Origin of the sequence: Pseudomonas sp. St29 (assembly GCF_001547915.1) — a bacterium.
GTDB lineage: Bacteria > Pseudomonadota > Gammaproteobacteria > Pseudomonadales > Pseudomonadaceae > Aquipseudomonas.
Genome location: NZ_AP014628.1, coordinates 6298922 through 6315305, shown reverse-complemented (window position 1 = coordinate 6315305; position 16384 = coordinate 6298922). Strand labels below are relative to the sequence as shown.

At 63.2% G+C, this 16384-nt stretch carries 15 protein-coding genes; 10 read left to right on the top strand and 5 right to left on the bottom strand.

Features of this window, described 5'->3' with window-relative positions; all coding sequences use genetic code 11:
- Positions 1 to 89: 89 nt before the first annotated feature.
- From ligB to PST29_RS28165, 3 genes are all read right to left on the bottom strand, one after another.
- Positions 90 to 1763: an NAD-dependent DNA ligase LigB gene (gene ligB, locus PST29_RS28175; RefSeq protein WP_060844850.1), complete on the bottom strand. Its 1674-nt coding sequence runs from the start codon at positions 1761 to 1763 to the stop codon at positions 90 to 92.
- A 213-nt stretch (positions 1764 to 1976) separates the two neighbouring features.
- Positions 1977 to 3167: a methionine adenosyltransferase gene (gene metK, locus PST29_RS28170; RefSeq protein ID WP_060841492.1), complete on the bottom strand. Its 1191-nt coding sequence runs from the start codon at positions 3165 to 3167 to the stop codon at positions 1977 to 1979.
- A gap of 19 nt (positions 3168 to 3186) precedes the next feature.
- Entirely contained in the window at positions 3187 to 4182 is a 996-nt protein-coding gene (locus PST29_RS28165; RefSeq protein WP_060841491.1) for an ArsR/SmtB family transcription factor, read from the bottom strand.
- A 258-nt stretch (positions 4183 to 4440) separates the two neighbouring features.
- On the opposite strand from PST29_RS28165, the gene tkt reads away from it, so the two are divergent.
- The 6 genes from tkt to fba all read left to right on the top strand — a co-directional run bounded on the left by tkt (position 4441) and on the right by fba (position 10774).
- Positions 4441 to 6438 carry a transketolase gene (gene tkt / locus PST29_RS28160; protein WP_060841490.1) on the top strand — a complete coding sequence of 666 codons (1998 nt, stop codon included), beginning with the start codon at positions 4441 to 4443 and terminating at the stop codon, positions 6436 to 6438.
- Between the two features lie 156 nt (positions 6439 to 6594).
- Positions 6595 to 7674, top strand: coding sequence for an erythrose-4-phosphate dehydrogenase (epd, locus tag PST29_RS28155; RefSeq protein ID WP_060845181.1), 1080 nt, complete (start codon positions 6595 to 6597; stop codon positions 7672 to 7674).
- A gap of 17 nt (positions 7675 to 7691) precedes the next feature.
- On the top strand, positions 7692 to 8855 hold the full coding sequence (locus PST29_RS28150; protein WP_060841489.1) for a phosphoglycerate kinase: 1164 nt from the start codon (positions 7692 to 7694) through the stop codon (positions 8853 to 8855).
- A 32-nt stretch (positions 8856 to 8887) separates the two neighbouring features.
- The gene (locus PST29_RS28145) at positions 8888 to 9109 is read left to right on the top strand and encodes a hypothetical protein (protein WP_060841488.1); all 222 of its coding nucleotides are present in this window, start codon (positions 8888 to 8890) and stop codon (positions 9107 to 9109) included.
- A gap of 60 nt (positions 9110 to 9169) precedes the next feature.
- Positions 9170 to 9499, top strand: a complete 330-nt coding sequence (locus PST29_RS28140) for an MliC family protein (RefSeq protein WP_060844849.1) — start codon at positions 9170 to 9172, stop codon at positions 9497 to 9499.
- A gap of 210 nt (positions 9500 to 9709) precedes the next feature.
- Entirely contained in the window at positions 9710 to 10774 is a 1065-nt protein-coding gene (fba, locus tag PST29_RS28135) for a class II fructose-bisphosphate aldolase (protein WP_003229012.1), read from the top strand.
- Between the two features lie 124 nt (positions 10775 to 10898).
- On the opposite strand, the gene PST29_RS28130 is transcribed toward fba, so the two are convergent.
- Positions 10899 to 11570, bottom strand: coding sequence for a polysaccharide lyase family 7 protein (locus PST29_RS28130; protein WP_060844848.1), 672 nt, complete (start codon positions 11568 to 11570; stop codon positions 10899 to 10901).
- Positions 11571 to 11889: 319 nt separating this feature from the next.
- Here PST29_RS28130 and PST29_RS28125 point away from each other — a divergent pair, with 319 nt between their 5' ends.
- Genes PST29_RS28125 through PST29_RS28115 form a run of 3 tightly spaced genes read left to right on the top strand, consistent with a single transcriptional unit; the run spans position 11890 to position 14888 of the window.
- Positions 11890 to 14013 carry a putative bifunctional diguanylate cyclase/phosphodiesterase gene (locus PST29_RS28125; protein ID WP_060841486.1) on the top strand — a complete coding sequence of 708 codons (2124 nt, stop codon included), beginning with the start codon at positions 11890 to 11892 and terminating at the stop codon, positions 14011 to 14013.
- A 42-nt stretch (positions 14014 to 14055) separates the two neighbouring features.
- Positions 14056 to 14568 carry a M48 metallopeptidase family protein gene (locus PST29_RS28120; protein WP_060844847.1) on the top strand — a complete coding sequence of 171 codons (513 nt, stop codon included), beginning with the start codon at positions 14056 to 14058 and terminating at the stop codon, positions 14566 to 14568.
- A gap of 23 nt (positions 14569 to 14591) precedes the next feature.
- The gene (locus PST29_RS28115) at positions 14592 to 14888 is read left to right on the top strand and encodes a winged helix-turn-helix domain-containing protein (protein WP_011063952.1); all 297 of its coding nucleotides are present in this window, start codon (positions 14592 to 14594) and stop codon (positions 14886 to 14888) included.
- Between the two features lie 3 nt (positions 14889 to 14891).
- On the opposite strand, the gene PST29_RS28110 is transcribed toward PST29_RS28115, so the two are convergent.
- Positions 14892 to 15344 (bottom strand): GNAT family N-acetyltransferase, encoded by a 453-nt coding sequence (locus PST29_RS28110; protein ID WP_060841484.1) that lies wholly within the window; start codon positions 15342 to 15344, stop codon positions 14892 to 14894.
- Between the two features lie 277 nt (positions 15345 to 15621).
- On the opposite strand from PST29_RS28110, the gene PST29_RS28105 reads away from it, so the two are divergent.
- Positions 15622 to 16359 carry a substrate-binding periplasmic protein gene (locus PST29_RS28105; RefSeq protein ID WP_060841483.1) on the top strand — a complete coding sequence of 246 codons (738 nt, stop codon included), beginning with the start codon at positions 15622 to 15624 and terminating at the stop codon, positions 16357 to 16359.
- The last annotated feature ends 25 nt before the right edge of the window (positions 16360 to 16384 follow it).

Below are 16384 nucleotides of genomic sequence, written 5' to 3'. Positions count from 1 at the left end.
AATGAAAAAATACTGACTGTCATACCGGGAATGGGCTGTTGGAGCGCATTCCTGCCAGGGTGGTTCAATGTGCGCTCCCGGATGGCGGCCTAAAAGCCGTTGATTCCGGCCTGATTCAGGGTCGCCTGCAAGGCCTGCACCTGGGGCTCGCGAAAAAACGCCACCAACTGCGCAGCCCGTTCCGGGCCGACACCGGCTTCGTTCTGCCAGTCCAGGCTGTTGCGTGAAGCCAGCACCTGCCATGGACCGTTCAATTCGGCCGAGCCGCTGGGCGGCAGGCCCAGGGCCTTGAGCCAGCGTGCGAAGGGTCGCTGCCTTGCCTGTTGCAGACTCTCGATCAGTCGCAGGCTGCTGCGTGCGCCGAAGCCGGCAATGGTAGCAAGCTCTGCCTGATCCAGGGTCAGCCAATCCAAAAGGCCTTTGATACGGCCTGTTTCAACCAGCCTGGCCCAGGTTTGTTCGCCGATATGGTCCAGGTGCAGTCCCTGTTTGCCGCTGAGCCAGGCCAGGCGGGCGACAAACTGGCCTTCGCATCCGGGGGTTGGCCGCCAGCAGCTCAGGGCATGAAAGTCCTCCGGCGCTGGCGCCTGGATCGCCTGGCGTTGCTGGCTCCTGAGGACCACGCCATCCAGGCGGGGGAGGGTCAGTCCGGCCAGGCTGATGGCCACCTGGTCGCCGGGGACGATATCCAGGGCTTGCCAGCGTTGCAGCGAGCCGACGCTGACGCGGCGGATCTGTCGGTCATCGAGGACCACCGGGTCGATGTCCAGCAAGGGACTGATGCGCCCGGTGCGGCCGATCCGGAAGCGCACCTGACGCACATTGGCCAGGGCCTGGGCATAGGGGTATTTCCAGGCTGCAATCCAATGTGGGGCCCTGGCCTGCCAGCGTTCGGCGGCGGGGCGCAGGCTCTGGCGCAGGATGATGCCGTCGCTGGCAAAGGGCAGGGGCGAACGGTACCAGTGTTCTCGCCAGTGCCGGGCCTCGCTGAACCCGGCGATCGGGCGGCTGTACTCGGCGCCTTCGGTGAAGCCCAGCTGCGCCAGTTGCTCCAGGCGTTCACTCAGGGGGGCGGGGCCTTGGGGCCAGTCCCAGACGAACAGGCCGATTTGTGCCGCCTCTGCCGCCGACAGGTGTTTGCGTGCCAGCCATCCGGCGACCCGGCTGCGGGCATTGAGGCTGCCGGAGCGGGCCTGGATGTGTTGCTCCAGTCGTTGATAGAGCTCTCCCTGCAAGAGCAGGTCCACGGGCTGGGGCAGTTGTTTGGGGATGGCCGCGATCTGCCGGGCGCGGGCGCTCCAGTCCTGGCCGTGCCAGCCATCACCCCGGCTCAGTGCCTGGTGGAAACGGCCCTGGCGGTAGATCAGGGTGACCGCCACGCCATCGATCTTGGGTTGCGCCCAGATGCCTTCACGGCCTTTCAGCCAGAGCTGTACTGCGTTGTCGTCGGGGAGTTTTTCCACTCCGGTGTGGGCGATGGGGTGGGGCACGGGGCCCCGGGCGCCGAGCAGGGCAGGGGCCGCGGCTACGGGAAGCTGGGGGAAGCATTGTTGCAGGCGGGTCAGGCGCTGCCGGGACTGATCATAGAGCTCGTCGGCGACGGGCGATTGACCGTGTCGGTGATAGCGGATGTCCCAGGCCTCGAGCTGTTGTTGCAGGGCGGTGAGTTCCCGTTCGGCCCGGGCACTGGACCAGTCGGGGCATTGGGCCAGGGCGGGCAGGCCGGTGAGGGCCAGAAACAGCAACAAGAGTCTTGGCAGCATGGGGAGCGTCCTTGCTCGGAATGGGCATGCCTTGAAGGGTAGGTGGGCGTGGGGCGATTTTTCGGCGAGGTGGTTGCGGGGTGTTTCATGATGGCCTGGGGCGCTGGCTTGGCCAGTGGATACCTGGACAATTGCCCTGCAGAGAGAAACCTCTGGCGACAAAAAAGCCCCGCCGGTGGTGCCGGCGGGGCTTTGTCTGTTACCGGGTGACGCTTAGAGGCCGGCGGCAGCGCGCAGGGCGTCGGCGCGGTCGGTCTTTTCCCAAGTGAAGGTGGTGAAGGTGTCGTCACCCACGGTCTTGGTTTGCGGAGCACGGCCGAAGTGACCGTAGGCTGCGGTTTCCTGGTACATCGGGTGCAGCAGGTCGAGCATGGTAGTGATTGCGTAAGGACGCAGGTCGAAGTGCTCGCGAACCAGCTTGACGATCTTGTCGTCGCTGATCTTGCCGGTGCCGAAGGTGTTCAGGGAGATCGAGGTCGGTTGAGCCACGCCGATGGCGTAGGACACCTGGATCTCGCAGCGCTCGGCCAGGCCGGCGGCGACGATGTTCTTGGCCACGTAGCGACCGGCATAGGCCGCGGAGCGGTCGACCTTGGATGGGTCCTTGCCGGAGAACGCGCCGCCGCCGTGACGGGCCATGCCGCCGTAGCTGTCGACGATGATCTTGCGCCCGGTCAGGCCGCAGTCGCCCACCGGGCCACCGATGATGAACTGGCCGGTCGGGTTGATGTGGAACTGGGTGTCCTTGTGCAGCAGTTCGGCTGGCAGCACGTGCTTGACGATCAGCTCCATCACGCCTTCGCGCAGGTCGTTGTACGACACTTCAGGGTTGTGCTGGGTCGACAGCACCACGGCGTCGATGCCGACCACGATGCCGTTTTCATAGCGGCAGGTGACCTGGGACTTGGCGTCCGGGCGCAGCCATGGCAGCAGGCCCGATTTGCGTGCTTCAGCCTGGCGATGGACCAGCTGGTGCGAGAAGGCGATCGGCGCCGGCATCAGCGCGGCGGTTTCGTTGCTGGCGTAGCCGAACATCAGGCCCTGGTCGCCGGCGCCCTGATCTTCAGGCTTGGCGCGGTCGACACCCTGGTTGATGTCGGGGGACTGCTTGCCAATGATGTTCATCACGCCGCAGGTGGCGCCGTCGAAGCCAACGTCGGAGCTGGTGTAGCCGATGTCGCAGATCACGTCGCGAACGATCTGCTCCAGGTCGACCCAGGCGCTGGTGGTGACTTCCCCAGCGACGATGGCGACACCGGTCTTGACCAGGGTTTCCACTGCCACGCGAGCGTGTTTGTCCTGGGCAATGATGGCGTCCAGCACCGCATCGGAAATCTGGTCAGCGATTTTATCCGGATGCCCTTCAGACACGGACTCGGAGGTGAAAAGGGAGTATTCGCTCATCTCGACGGTTTCCTAAAATTTACCGATGGTGAGTGTCGCCAGCCGGTCGCTGAAAATGGCGGACCTGGATCTGGAAACCATTACGTAAGCCCACATAGAGGCTTTCCCCGGGAATCAGTCCCGCAGCGGTGGCCCAGCGGGCCAAATCATCTTGTTCGAACCCTAGCCAGAGATCGCCGCAAGCCTCTTTGGCCCAACTCTGGTTGTGGCTGCACAAGTCTGTTACCAACAGGCTGCCGCCTGGTTGCAGCAATTGGGCCATCTGCTTGAGGGCCTCGGCCGGTGCGGCGAAATGGTGCAGGACCATGTTCAGCACCACGCAGTCGGCCGTCAGTTGTACGCCATCCAGTGCATCGGCCAGTTGCAGGCTGACGTTAGCCAGTGTTTCGCGTTCACACAGCTGACGGGCCAGTTCAAGCATCGCCGGACTGTTGTCCAGCGCGGTGACCCGGGCAAAGCGTCGGGCCAGGTCGGGGAGAAAACCACCGTCGCCGGGACCCACTTCAATGGCCGTGGCCATTGCTTTGAAGCTCAGCTTGTCCAGTAGCGCGAGCACGCTGTCGCGGTACTGGGGCAGTCCTGCGATCAGGTCCTGCTGGGCGCGGAATTTATCCGCCACCCGGGAAAAGAAGTCCTGGCTGGCTGCGGCCCGTTGCCGGTGCACCAGGCCAATCCGGTTCTGGACATCCACCGGCAGTCGCACCTGGTCGACTTCGTCCAGCAGGGCGGCGTGCAGCTTGCCGCCCAAGAGTTCGGTGTGGGGCAGGGCACGGCGGTAGAAAATCGCGTTGCCTTCACGGCGGGTCGCCACCAGGCTGGCCTGGGCCAGGACCTTCAAATGGTGGCTCATGCCCGACTGGCCGATGGCAAAGATCTGCGCCAGTTCCAGTACGCCGAACGAGTCGTTGCTCAGGGCGCGCAATACATTGAGTCGCAGAGGATCGCCGCCGGCCTTGCACAGGGCGGCCAGCTCGTCGCAATCGTCATGATCAATGGAGGGTGCGCTCAGGTTCATAGGGGCGCAGTCTAGAGGTGCCTGCAAAGGCCTGCAAGATCAATATCAAAAAGTTTTGATATTGCCCCTCAAGGGGCTTCTGCCAGAGCCCTGGTGGCCCTGTCGGCCGGCGACAAGCGGGTTTGCTCAGTGGATTGCCGGCTTATCCATGGGAAAAACATGCCTGAGTGACTATCTGTCATTGCCCCCGCCAGACGCCTGAGGGAAAATGCAGGCCTTTTTTCCGTTTCGTTTTATTCAATCCTCAGGAGATCAGCGATGCCCAGCCGTCGTGAGCGTGCCAACGCCATTCGTGCCCTCAGCATGGATGCCGTGCAAAAAGCCAACAGCGGCCATCCAGGTGCCCCCATGGGTATGGCGGATATCGCCGAAGTGCTTTGGCGTGACTACCTCAAGCACAACCCGAGCAATCCATCCTTCGCCGACCGTGACCGCTTCGTGCTGTCCAACGGTCATGGCTCGATGCTGATCTACTCGCTGCTGCACCTGACCGGCTACGACCTGTCGATCGATGACCTGAAGAACTTCCGCCAACTGCACAGCCGCACCCCGGGCCACCCGGAATTCGGCTACACCCCGGGCGTTGAAACCACCACTGGTCCCCTGGGCCAGGGTCTGGCCAATGCCGTGGGCTTCGCCCTGGCGGAAAAAGTCCTGGCGGCGCAGTTCAACCGTCCGGGGCACAACATCGTCGATCACCACACCTACGTGTTCCTGGGTGATGGCTGCATGATGGAAGGCATTTCCCATGAAGTGGCCTCCCTGGCCGGTACCCTGGGCCTGGGCAAGCTGATCGCCTTCTACGATGACAACGGCATCTCCATCGACGGTGAAGTCGAAGGCTGGTTCACCGACGACACGCCCAAGCGTTTCGAAGCCTACAACTGGCAGGTGATCCGCAATGTCGATGGCCACGATCCGGAAGAGATCAAGACGGCCATCGACACCGCGCGCAAGAGCCCGCTGCCGACCCTGATCTGCTGCAAGACCACCATCGGTTTCGGTTCGCCGAACAAGCAGGGCAAGGAAGACTGCCACGGCGCGCCACTGGGTGCCGAGGAAATCGCCCTGACCCGCGCTGCGCTGAAGTGGAACCATGGCCCGTTCGAAATCCCGGCCGACATCTATGCCGAGTGGGACGCCAAGGAAGCCGGCCGCGCCGTGGAAGCCGAGTGGGACCAGCGTTTTGCTGCCTACTCCGCCGCATTCCCGACCGAAGCCAACGAACTGGTGCGTCGCCTCGCCGGTGATCTGCCAGCGGACTTCGCCGAGAAGGCCAATGCCTATATCGCTGAAGTGGCGGCCAAGGGCGAAACCATCGCCAGCCGTAAAGCCAGCCAGAACACCCTGAACGCCTTCGGTCCGCTGCTGCCCGAGTTCCTCGGCGGCTCGGCCGACCTGGCCGGTTCCAACCTGACCCTGTGGAAAGGCTGCAAGGGCGTCAGCGCTGAAGACGCCAGCGGCAACTACATGTACTACGGCGTGCGCGAATTCGGCATGACCGCCATCATGAACGGCGTTGCCCTGCACGGCGGCCTGGTGCCTTACGGCGCGACCTTCCTGATGTTCATGGAATACGCCCGCAACGCGGTGCGCATGTCGGCGCTGATGAAGCAGCGGGTGATCCACGTCTACACCCACGACTCCATCGGCCTGGGCGAAGACGGCCCGACCCACCAGCCGATCGAGCAACTGACCAGCCTGCGCAGCACCCCGAACCTCGACACCTGGCGCCCGGCCGACGCCGTGGAATCGGCGGTGTCCTGGAAGTACGCCCTGGAGCGCAAGGACGGTCCTTCGGCGCTGATCTTCTCCCGCCAGAACCTGCAGCACCAAACCCGCGATGCCGGCCAGATCGCCGATATCAGCCGCGGTGGCTACGTGTTGAAGGACTGTGCAGGCGAGCCTGAGCTGATCCTGATCGCCACCGGTTCGGAAGTGGGCCTGGCGGTTCAGGCTTTCGACAAGCTGACCGAGCAGGGCCGCAAGGTGCGGGTGGTTTCCATGCCGTGCACCAGCGTGTTCGACGCCCAGGATGCCGGCTACAAGCAATCGGTGCTGCCGCTGCAGGTCAGCGCGCGGATCGCCATCGAAGCCGCCCATGCCGACTTCTGGTACAAGTACGTGGGCCTGGAAGGCCGCGTGATCGGCATGACCACCTACGGCGAGTCGGCGCCTGCGTCGGCCTTGTTCGAAGAGTTCGGTTTCACCCTGGACAACATCCTGGGCCAGGCCGAAGAGCTGCTGGAAGACTAAAAAAGCACGCGGTGGCCCAGCCACCGCGATCCCTTTGTAGGCGCTGGCTTGCCAGCGATTCGCGGTCTGCCTGACACACCGCTGATCGCTGGCAAGCCAGCGCCTACGATGGGTGCGTATAACAAGTTCGTCTGCCTGTGCCTGATCGAGAACCCCATGCCTCAACCGCGTCCCTATAAAGTTGCACTCAACGGCTACGGCCGGATTGGTCGTTGCGTCTTGCGTGCTCTGTTCGAGCGAGGGGCTGCGGCCGGGTTCGAGATCGTCGCCATCAACGATCTGGCCGACATGGCCAGTGTTGAATACCTGACACGCTTCGACTCCACCCACGGGCGGTTTCCCGGTGAGGTGAAAGTCGACGGCGACTGTCTGCATATCAATGGCAACTGCGTGAAAGTGCTGCGCAGTGCCACCCCCGAAGGCATCGATTGGGCGTCCCTGGGCGTCGATCTGGTGCTGGAATGCTCCGGTGCCTACCACACCCGCGAAGACGGCCAGCGTTTCCTCGACGCCGGTGCGCCACGGGTGCTGTTCTCCCAGCCGATGGCCAGCGAGGCGGATGTCGACGCCACCATTGTCTACGGGGTCAATCAGAATTGCCTGACCGGCGCCGAGCTGCTGGTGTCCAACGCCTCCTGCACCACCAACTGCGGCGTGCCGCTGTTGCGCCTGCTGGATCAGGCCATTGGCCTGGAGTACGTGTCGATCACCACCATTCACTCGGCGATGAACGACCAGCCGGTGATCGACGCCTATCACCACGAAGACCTGCGCCGGACCCGTTCGGCGTTCCAGTCGGTGATTCCGGTGTCCACCGGTCTGGCGCGAGGCATCGAGCGCCTGCTGCCGGAACTTGCCGGAAGAATCCAGGCCAAAGCAGTGCGGGTGCCGACGGTCAACGTGTCCTGCCTCGATATCACGATGCAGACCGTGAGCGATACCGACGCCACCGAGGTCAATCGGATCCTGCGCGAGGCCGCCACCAGCGGTCCGCTCAAGGGCCTGCTGGCCTATACCGAGCTGCCTCACGCCAGCTGTGATTTCAATCATGACCCCCATTCGGCGATCGTCGATGCCAGTCAGACCCGTGTTTCCGGCCCTCGGCTGGTGAACATCCTGGCCTGGTTCGACAACGAATGGGGCTTTGCCAACCGGATGCTGGATGTTGCTGGGCACTACCTGCAAACAGCCACTCCACGCTCTGCCACTAAACTCTCTGTTTCTGAACAACAGTAACCCAGGAATTGCGACCCATGACCGTGTTGAAGATGACCGACCTCGATCTGCAAGGTAAGCGCGTGCTGATCCGCGAAGACCTCAACGTCCCAGTCAAGGACGGTGTTGTCACCAGCGATGCGCGGATCCTGGCTTCGCTGCCGACCATCAAGCTGGCCCTGGAAAAGGGCGCGGCTGTGATGGTCTGCTCGCACCTGGGCCGTCCGACCGAAGGCGAGTTCTCCGCCGAGAACAGCCTCAAGCCGGTAGCCGATTACCTGAGCCGTGCCCTGGGCCGCGAAGTGCCGCTGGTGGCCGATTACCTGGGTGGCGTCGAGGTCAAGGCCGGCGACGTCGTGCTGTTCGAGAACGTGCGCTTCAACAAGGGCGAGAAAAAGAACGCCGACGAACTGGCCCAGCAATACGCCGGCCTGTGCGATGTGTTCGTGATGGACGCCTTCGGCACCGCGCACCGGGCCGAGGGTTCGACCCACGGCGTGGCCAAGTTCGCCAAGGTGGCCGCCGCAGGTCCTCTGCTGGCCGCTGAACTGGACGCGCTGGGCAAGGCCCTGGGCAACCCGGCCAAGCCAATGGCGGCCATCGTTGCCGGCTCCAAGGTTTCCACCAAGCTGGACGTGCTCAACAGCCTGAGCCAGATCTGCGACCAACTGATCGTCGGTGGCGGCATCGCCAACACCTTCCTCGCTGCTGCCGGGCATCCGGTGGGCAAGTCGCTGTACGAGCCGGATCTGTTGGACACCGCCCGTGCCATCGCCGCCAAGGTCAGCGTACCGCTGCCGGTGGACGTGGTCGTGGCCAAGGAGTTCGCCGAAAGCGCCGAAGCTACCGTCAAGCTGATCGCTGATGTTGCCGCTGACGACATGATCCTCGACATCGGTCCACAGACTGCCGCGCAGTTCGCCGAGCTGCTGAAATCCTCCAAGACCATCCTCTGGAACGGTCCGGTAGGCGTGTTCGAATTCGATCAGTTCGGCAACGGCACCAAGGTGCTGGCCCAGGCCATCGCCGACAGCGCCGCGTTCTCCATCGCGGGTGGTGGCGACACCCTGGCGGCCATCGACAAGTATGGCGTGGCCCAGCAGATCTCCTACATTTCTACCGGTGGTGGCGCGTTCCTCGAGTTCGTCGAGGGCAAGGTGCTGCCGGCGGTTGAAGTCCTGGAAGCCCGGGCCAAGGCCTGAGAGTCCCGTTGGCCGGGCAAAGGAGTGTTCTGATGGTCAAGACGTTGCCACTGTTGATGGCCGTGGCGTTGCTGGCGGGGTGCTCCAGTGCTCCGCCGGCAAAACCGGCGGACGAGACCGGCGAGCCGGGCCAGGGCTGTTATCAGGCCGACTGGCAGGCCGAGACCGCGCCGGTGATCAACAAACGCCTGGGCCCCGAAGGCCTGGAGAAGTACGAGACACCGTCAAAGACCAGGGAACAGGGTTGCCCTTGACCGGTCAGATCGGATAACGCAATGCGCTGGGGCCCCTGGGCTGCCGGCCGAGGAACATTGATGAAAGCTTTGATCGCCGTGGCGATGCTGGGTGCCTTGGCCGGTTGCGCCAACCTTAACCTGCTCAAGTCGCCGGCTACCGACAACTGGACGACCTGGACCTGCGACAGCCAGGCCCAGGTGCTGTGGCGCTACACCGACGACAGCCGCAAGGCGGTCGACGTGCGCCTGGGGGGCGACGACCAGGTTCGGCGCCTGAAGCTTGAGCCCAGTGGTTCGGGCTCGCTGTACAGCGACGACATGCTGGCGTTTCACGTCAAGGGCGAGGAGGGCCTGGTCTACTGGGTTGCCACCAACGACCTGATCGGCCGCGGCTGCAAGGCCATGTAGAGGCTGGCTTGCCAGCGAAAGCGGCCTCCGGACCTGTGCAAGGCCCAGCGTCCCATTCGCCGGCCAGCCGGCTCCGACAAGGCTGTAGAGATTTGGTTTTAACGGATACAACAGAGCGGGCCGACCCCCGATCTGCAATCACTTGAACAGCAGTCGCCGCTACGGCAGGCTTGCACGATTAACGACCCTCGACCGGGAGAGACACACACAATGGCACTCATCAGCATGCGCCAGATGCTGGACCACGCAGCCGAATTCGGCTACGGCGTTCCAGCCTTCAACGTCAACAACCTTGAGCAGATGCGCGCCATCATGGAAGCCGCTGACAAGACTGACTCTCCGGTGATCGTCCAGGCTTCGGCCGGCGCCCGCAAATACGCCGGCGCGCCGTTCCTGCGCCACCTGATCCTGGCCGCCATCGAAGAATTCCCCCATATCCCGGTGTGCATGCACCAGGACCACGGCACCAGTCCTGACGTCTGCCAGCGTTCCATCCAGCTGGGCTTTTCCTCGGTGATGATGGACGGCTCCCTCGGCGAAGACGGCAAGACCCCCACCGACTACGAGTACAACGTGCGCGTCACCCAGCAGACCGTGGCCATGGCCCACGCCTGCGGCGTGTCGGTAGAAGGCGAGCTGGGCTGCCTGGGCTCCCTGGAAACCGGCATGGCCGGTGAAGAAGACGGCATCGGCGCCGAAGGCGTGCTGGATCACAGCCAGATGCTGACCGACCCGGAAGAAGCCGCGGACTTCGTCAAGAAGACCCAGGTCGACGCCCTGGCCATCGCCATCGGCACCAGCCACGGTGCCTACAAGTTCACCAAGCCGCCTACCGGCGACGTGCTGGCCATCGATCGCATCAAGGAAATCCACAAGCGCATCCCCAACACCCACCTGGTGATGCACGGTTCGTCTTCGGTTCCGCAAGAGTGGCTGGCGATCATCAACCAGTACGGCGGCGACATCAAAGAAACCTACGGCGTACCGGTTGAGGAAATCGTCGAAGGCATCAAGTACGGCGTGCGCAAGGTCAACATCGACACCGACCTGCGCCTGGCGTCCACCGGTGCCATGCGTCGTCTGATGGCCACCAACCCGAGCGAGTTCGACCCGCGCAAGTTCTTCGGTGCCACCGTGACCGCCATGCGCGACGTGTGCATTGCCCGTTACGAAGCCTTCGGCACCGCCGGCAACGCTTCGAAGATCAAGCCGATCTCCCTGGAAGCGATGTTCCAGCGTTACCTCAAGGGTGAGTTGAACGCCAAGGTCAACTAAGCCCTAGCGTCATCCGGAAAGCCCGCAGCGATGCGGGCTTTTTTATGCCTGGCGTTTCTGCCTCGGCAGGCAGCGAAGAGAGCCACTGGGCATGCGCGGGGCTCAAGGCTGCCTGCGCCGGCAGCTAGATTTTGTTGTGGTCGATATCCAGCTTGGAGAAGGTCACCTTGCCGCCTTCGCTGGTGTAGCCGCTGTTGTCCTGGACGTAGACCCCGGCCTTGAAATACAGCGGCTTGTCGCGCCACTTGGTGCTCAATTGCCCACCCCATTGCTGGCCGGCAGCACTGAGCCCCAGGGCGCCGCCTGGGCTCAGGTGGATCAAGTAGGAAAAGTCGCGATTCATGGGCACGTTTTCGGCCAGGGTAATGACCCGGCCCTCTTCGTCGTCCGGGCGCATGCGCACCTTGGCCACGATATTGCCGCTACCTTTGCTGGTCTTGTACTGGTACTCCACTTTGACCAGGGGCTTGGTGCTGTTGTAGGCGTGAATCTGACCCACGACGATCTTGCCCGACGATGGCACCTGGTTCACCGCCAAGGTGGCGTACAGCAGGTTGTCGGCTTCGGGATAGGTCCAGTTGCGCAAAGTGCCGTCGGCATAGGTCTCGCGCAGCTCGGTGCGCGGATAGATGGCGTTCTCGGTTTTCGAGCCGGTGACCGGTGACCAGAAGAACAGAGTGCCGCTATCGGCGTGGAAGTACCGGTCCTTGAATCCTTTGACCAGTGTCGGGGTGTCGATGGTCGCCGGAGGGTTGCCGACGGGAACGCTGAGGTTCCAGGTTGCCAGGTCGATCATGCTGGAGATTCCGCAAGGGGGGAGGGTCTGGTGCAGGTCGCCGAAGGCTTTAGCCTGCGCTTCTTGGGGCGTCTTTATAGCGCAGAACCGGCTGCCTGGAATGCCCGTATGGCGGATAAATGACGTCAGCAAAATGTCGAAATGCCATCCTCCCCGGGTTTCATAAGGCATAACTGTGACCGTTAGTCGGGTGCCGGGGCCATTGGTGAAGTGATGGCCGGGTGGCAGCTTCTGCTTTTCAGGATCCGGGTCTAGAGTGGTCCACAGATTTGTCAGGTTTTCTCACCCGTTCAGTCTTACTACAGACAAGAGAAGCAGCATGGAATGCGTGCAACCGGAGGCCTTCGAAGGCGACTCCACTCTTCTGATCGTTGATGACTATCCTGAAAACCTCCTGAGCATGCGGGCACTGTTGCAGCGCCAGGACTGGCGGGTGATGACCGCGGCCTCCGGTCTTGAGGCCCTGGGCCTGCTGCTCGAGCATGAAGTGGATCTGGTCCTGCTGGATGTGCAGATGCCCGGCATGGATGGTTTCGAAGTGGCCCGCCTGATGCGCGGCAGCCAGCGCACGCGTTTGACTCCGATCATCTTCCTCACCGCCAACGAACAGTCCCAGGATGCCGTGATCAAGGGCTATGCCAGCGGTGCGGTGGATTACCTGTTCAAGCCGTTCGACCCGCAGATCCTTAAGCCCAAGGTCCAGGCGCTGCTGGAGCACCAGCGCAATCGTCGGGCCCTGCAGCAGCTCAGTCACGATCTGGAAGTGGCGCGGGCGTTCAACGCCTCGGTGCTGGACAACGCAGCCGAAGGCATCCTGGTGGTGGACGAGGGCGGACTGGTGCGCTACGCCAATCCGGCGGTTTCGCGCTTGCTCAATGCCCAGGTGAAAGAGCTGGAGGGCTCGCTGTTCCTCGACTACCTGCAAAAGCCCCATGTTCCCGATTGGAGCGAATCCGAGCTCCTGGCCTGCTATCGACGCGGGCAGACCTACCGCCTGCATGATGCTCTGCTGCGTACCGTGCCTGGCCAGCAGCTCAGCGTGGCGCTGTCCTGTGCGCCCTTGCCCAGCGAGCAGAAGGCCATGGTGGTGACCCTGCTGGACATGTCCGAAGTGCGCCACCTGCACCAGCAACTGGAGTATCAGGCGGTCACCGACCCGCTCACGGGGCTGCTCAACCGCCGCGGTTTCTACCAGACGGTGGAAAACATCCTGTTGCGCAGTGATCGTCCGGGCAAGACCCTGGTCCTGCTCTACCTGGATCTTGACGGCTTCAAGCGGGTCAACGACTCCCTGGGGCACGATGCCGGCGACCGGGTGCTGCGCTGGGTGTCCGAGCAGTTGAAGGAGTGCCTGCATTCCTTCGACATCCTCGGGCGCATGGGCGGTGACGAGTTCACTGCCCTGCTGGAACTGAGCTTCCCCGAGCAGGCGGCGAAAGTCGCCGAGAAGCTGATCGAGCGCCTGTCCATCAGCCAGCAGATCGACGGCCTGGAGGTGGTGCTGGGCGCCAGCATCGGCATCGCCATCTATCCCGACTGCGGCTCCAACCTGGACGGCCTGCTGCGGGCGGCGGACATCGCCATGTACGAAGCCAAGCGTGCGGGGCGCCAGCAGTACCGCTACTACGATCACGAGATGAATGGCCGAGCACGTTCCCGGCTGATGCTCGAGGAAAGCGTGCGCAGCGCCGTGGAGCGCAAGGAATTCACCCTGGTGTATCAGCCTCAGGTGGCCATTGCCGATGGCCGTTTGCGCGGCTTCGAGGCCTTGCTGCGCTGGCGTCACCCGAGTGTTGGCGATGTGCCGCCGGGGCTGTTCCTGCCGCTGCTGGAAGAGGCGCGGCTGATCAGTCGCCTGGGCAGTTGGATCTATCAACAGGGGGCGGCCCAGCGCAAGGACTGGGAGCAGGTGTTCAGCCCTGATCTGGTGCTGGGCGTCAGTCTCAGCGCCACCCAGTTCGGCATGCCCAATCTGGCCAATGAATTGCGCCAGGTGCTGGTGCGCCATGGCTTGCAGCCGCGCCAGCTGGAAGTGGAGGTCACCGAGGCGGCGCTGACCCAGAACCTGGCCGAGACCCGCAAGCAGTTGCAGCAGTTGCATCAACTGGGGGTGCGGGTGGCCCTGGACGATTTCGGCTCGGGCAGTTGTTGCCTGGCCTATCTGCGCGACCTGCAACTGGACACCCTCAAGCTCGACCGGCACCTGATCGCCCGCCTGCTGACCTCGCCGCGGGACGCCGCCATCGCCCGCAGCGTGATCGACCTGTGCAAGCAGTTCGGCTTGCTGGTGATCGCCGAAGGCGTGGAAACCCACGAGCAGTACCAATGGCTCAAGGCCAACGGCTGCGAATACGTGCAGGGGTTCCTGGTGGCCCGGCCGCTGACCGCCGCCAGCGCCAGCCAGTTTGCCCAGCCCTTTGACTGGAGCGCGTTGCCGGCCTGAATTCGCTACACTGGCGTCCTTCGTACCTTGCGCTGCCCCTCCATGACCGCACTCAAATACCTCCAGGCCTATCCCGTCGCCCTGCAACAGCAAGTGCGTCAACTGATCGTCGAAGATCGCCTCGGGGAGTACCTCACAGGGCGTTATCCGCACAAGCATTCGGTGCAGAGCGACAAGGCGCTGTACAGCTACGCCCTGGAGCTGAAGCAGGAGTACCTGCGCAACGCGCCGGCCATCGACAAGGTGCTGTTCGACAACCGCCTGGACCTGACCCACCGCGCCCTTGGCCTGCACACCACGGTGTCCCGGGTGCAGGGCGGCAAGCTCAAGGCCAAGAAGGAGATCCGCATTGCCTCGCTGTTCAAGGAGGCGGCGCCGGAGTTTTTGCGGATGATCGTGGTGCACGAGTTGGCGCACTTCAAGGAATCGGAACACAACAAGGCGTTCTACAAGCTCTGCGAGCACATGCTGCCGGGCTATCACCAGCTGGAATTCGACCTGCGGGTCTACCTGACCTGGCGCGACCTGCAGGCCAGGTCGGGGACGGCGGATTAATTCATGGCAATAGGGAGTGGGCGATGGATGTAAGCAAGACCAAGAGCAGTTTCTACCGCCGTCTGTATGTGGCGTATCTGATCGACAGCGGGCTGGCCAGCAGCGTACCGGCGCTCACCGAAGTCACCGGCATGCCCCGGCGCACCGCCCAGGACACCATCGCCGCCCTGGCGGACCTGGATATCCTCTGCGAATTCGAACAGCAAGACGGCGCCCGCAATCACGCCGGGCGCTATCGGATTCACAACTGGGGCGCCATCGACAAGGGCTGGATCGAGCCCAACCTGCGGCAGATCAAGGCCGTGCTGGGCTATCCCTGAGGCTCAGGGCCGGCGCATGCCGATGTGTGGAATATCGTCTTCCAGGTACTCCTCGCCCGCCACCACGAAACCGTAGCGGCCGTAGTAGGCCTGCAAGTGAGCCTGGGCCGAGAGGTAGATCGGGGTGTCGGGCCAATGCCGTTCGGCCTGCTTCAGTCCCTGTTCCATCAGGGTGTGGCCCAGGCCCTGGCCTCGCGCCTGTTCAGCGATGAGCACGCGGCCGATGACCACGTCACCGCCCTGGGAGATGGGGTCCAGCAGGCGCAGGTAAGCCACCAGCCGGTCACCGTCCCAGGCCATCAGGTGACAGGTGTCGCCCTCCAGGTCGCGGCCGTCGACCTCTTGATAGGGGCATTTCTGTTCCACGACGAAGACTTCGGTACGCAGTTGCAGGATGGCGTACAGCTGCTCCTTGCCCAGATCGGTGTGATGCTTGCAGACCCATTCGATGGTCATTTCCAACTCCTCTAGAAAGTGCTGCGCGAAATACTAGGCACATCGCCCGAGGATGTCTCGTGGGTTGGCGCGGTGAAGTTGTTTCTGTGAGTTAGGTCAAAATGCCATTACTGCGCTAACCGCCGTTTGTCTTCTTTGTGTAATCTGTTTTCAAGTCCTGTGCATTGGCGTTGATGAGCTAATGTTAGGACCTGGGGCGAGCCGTCGAGCGTGGGTCGCCACCCTTGGGTGTGGGCTGGAAAGCGCCGGGCTCTGTGCCCGCTAAGGATCTATTAGCATGCTGCGATTGCATCGAGCGTTAGCCTTGATCGGATTGCTGTTGCTGGGCCACAGCGCTTCTGCGGAGAAGTTGCGACTGGTCGCTGACGCCTGGCCTCCCTTCACTGACGCGACCCTGGTCAATGGTGGCGTGGCCACCGACATCGTCAGTACCGCCCTGTCCCGCGCCGGCTATGCCAGCGAGTTCGAACAGGTGCCCTGGGCCCGGGCCCTGCTGGGCATCGGCGAGGGGCGCTACGACGTGCTGGTCAATGCCTGGTACAACAAGGAGCGCACCCAGTTGGGGCAGTTCTCCGCGGAGTACATGATCAACCGGGTGCGCTTCATCAAGCGCAAGGACGCCCCGCTGGAATACAACAACCTCAAGCAGTTGCACGAGTACCCGGTGGCCGTGGTGCGCGGCTATGCCTATTCCCCGGAGTTCGACAATGACCCGGACCTGCAGAAGGTCCCGGTGCACAACTTCGCCATGGCGGTGCGCATGCTGGCGGCGGACCGGGTCAAGCTGACCCTGGAAGATGAATACGTCGCCCGTTACTACCTGGCCCGCGAGTCACCGCGGGTGCGCAACGCCGTGGAGTTCCTGCCCAAGCCGTTGAGCGAGAACAGCCTGCATATCCTGGTGAGCCTGAAGAATCCCGAGCATGCGCAGATCGTGGCCCGGTTCGACCGGGAGATTGCCGCCATGAAAGCCGACGGTAGCTACGATCGCCTGCTGCGTCAGCACGGCATGTAAGAGGGGCAGCGGAAAGCTGCAAGCG

Bases quoted from the DNA above. Each gene is read 5' to 3' on its own strand.
- metK (WP_060841492.1), bottom strand. From the start codon at position 3,167: ATGAGCGAATACTCCCTTTTCACCTCCGAGTCCGTGTCTGAAGGGCAT.
- PST29_RS28125 (WP_060841486.1), top strand. From the start codon at position 11,890: ATGGAATGCGTGCAACCGGAGGCCTTCGAAGGCGACTCCACTCTTCTG.
- PST29_RS28165 (WP_060841491.1), bottom strand. From the start codon at position 4,182: ATGAACCTGAGCGCACCCTCCATTGATCATGACGATTGCGACGAGCTG.
- ligB (WP_060844850.1), bottom strand. From the start codon at position 1,763: ATGCTGCCAAGACTCTTGTTGCTGTTTCTGGCCCTCACCGGCCTGCCC.
- PST29_RS28145 (WP_060841488.1), top strand. From the start codon at position 8,888: ATGGTCAAGACGTTGCCACTGTTGATGGCCGTGGCGTTGCTGGCGGGG.
- PST29_RS28105 (WP_060841483.1), top strand. From the start codon at position 15,622: ATGCTGCGATTGCATCGAGCGTTAGCCTTGATCGGATTGCTGTTGCTG.
- PST29_RS28150 (WP_060841489.1), top strand. From the start codon at position 7,692: ATGACCGTGTTGAAGATGACCGACCTCGATCTGCAAGGTAAGCGCGTG.
- PST29_RS28115 (WP_011063952.1), top strand. From the start codon at position 14,592: ATGGATGTAAGCAAGACCAAGAGCAGTTTCTACCGCCGTCTGTATGTG.
- epd (WP_060845181.1), top strand. From the start codon at position 6,595: ATGCCTCAACCGCGTCCCTATAAAGTTGCACTCAACGGCTACGGCCGG.
- PST29_RS28110 (WP_060841484.1), bottom strand. From the start codon at position 15,344: ATGACCATCGAATGGGTCTGCAAGCATCACACCGATCTGGGCAAGGAG.
- PST29_RS28120 (WP_060844847.1), top strand. From the start codon at position 14,056: ATGACCGCACTCAAATACCTCCAGGCCTATCCCGTCGCCCTGCAACAG.
- PST29_RS28130 (WP_060844848.1), bottom strand. From the start codon at position 11,570: ATGATCGACCTGGCAACCTGGAACCTCAGCGTTCCCGTCGGCAACCCT.
- PST29_RS28140 (WP_060844849.1), top strand. From the start codon at position 9,170: ATGAAAGCTTTGATCGCCGTGGCGATGCTGGGTGCCTTGGCCGGTTGC.
- tkt (WP_060841490.1), top strand. From the start codon at position 4,441: ATGCCCAGCCGTCGTGAGCGTGCCAACGCCATTCGTGCCCTCAGCATG.
- fba (WP_003229012.1), top strand. From the start codon at position 9,710: ATGGCACTCATCAGCATGCGCCAGATGCTGGACCACGCAGCCGAATTC.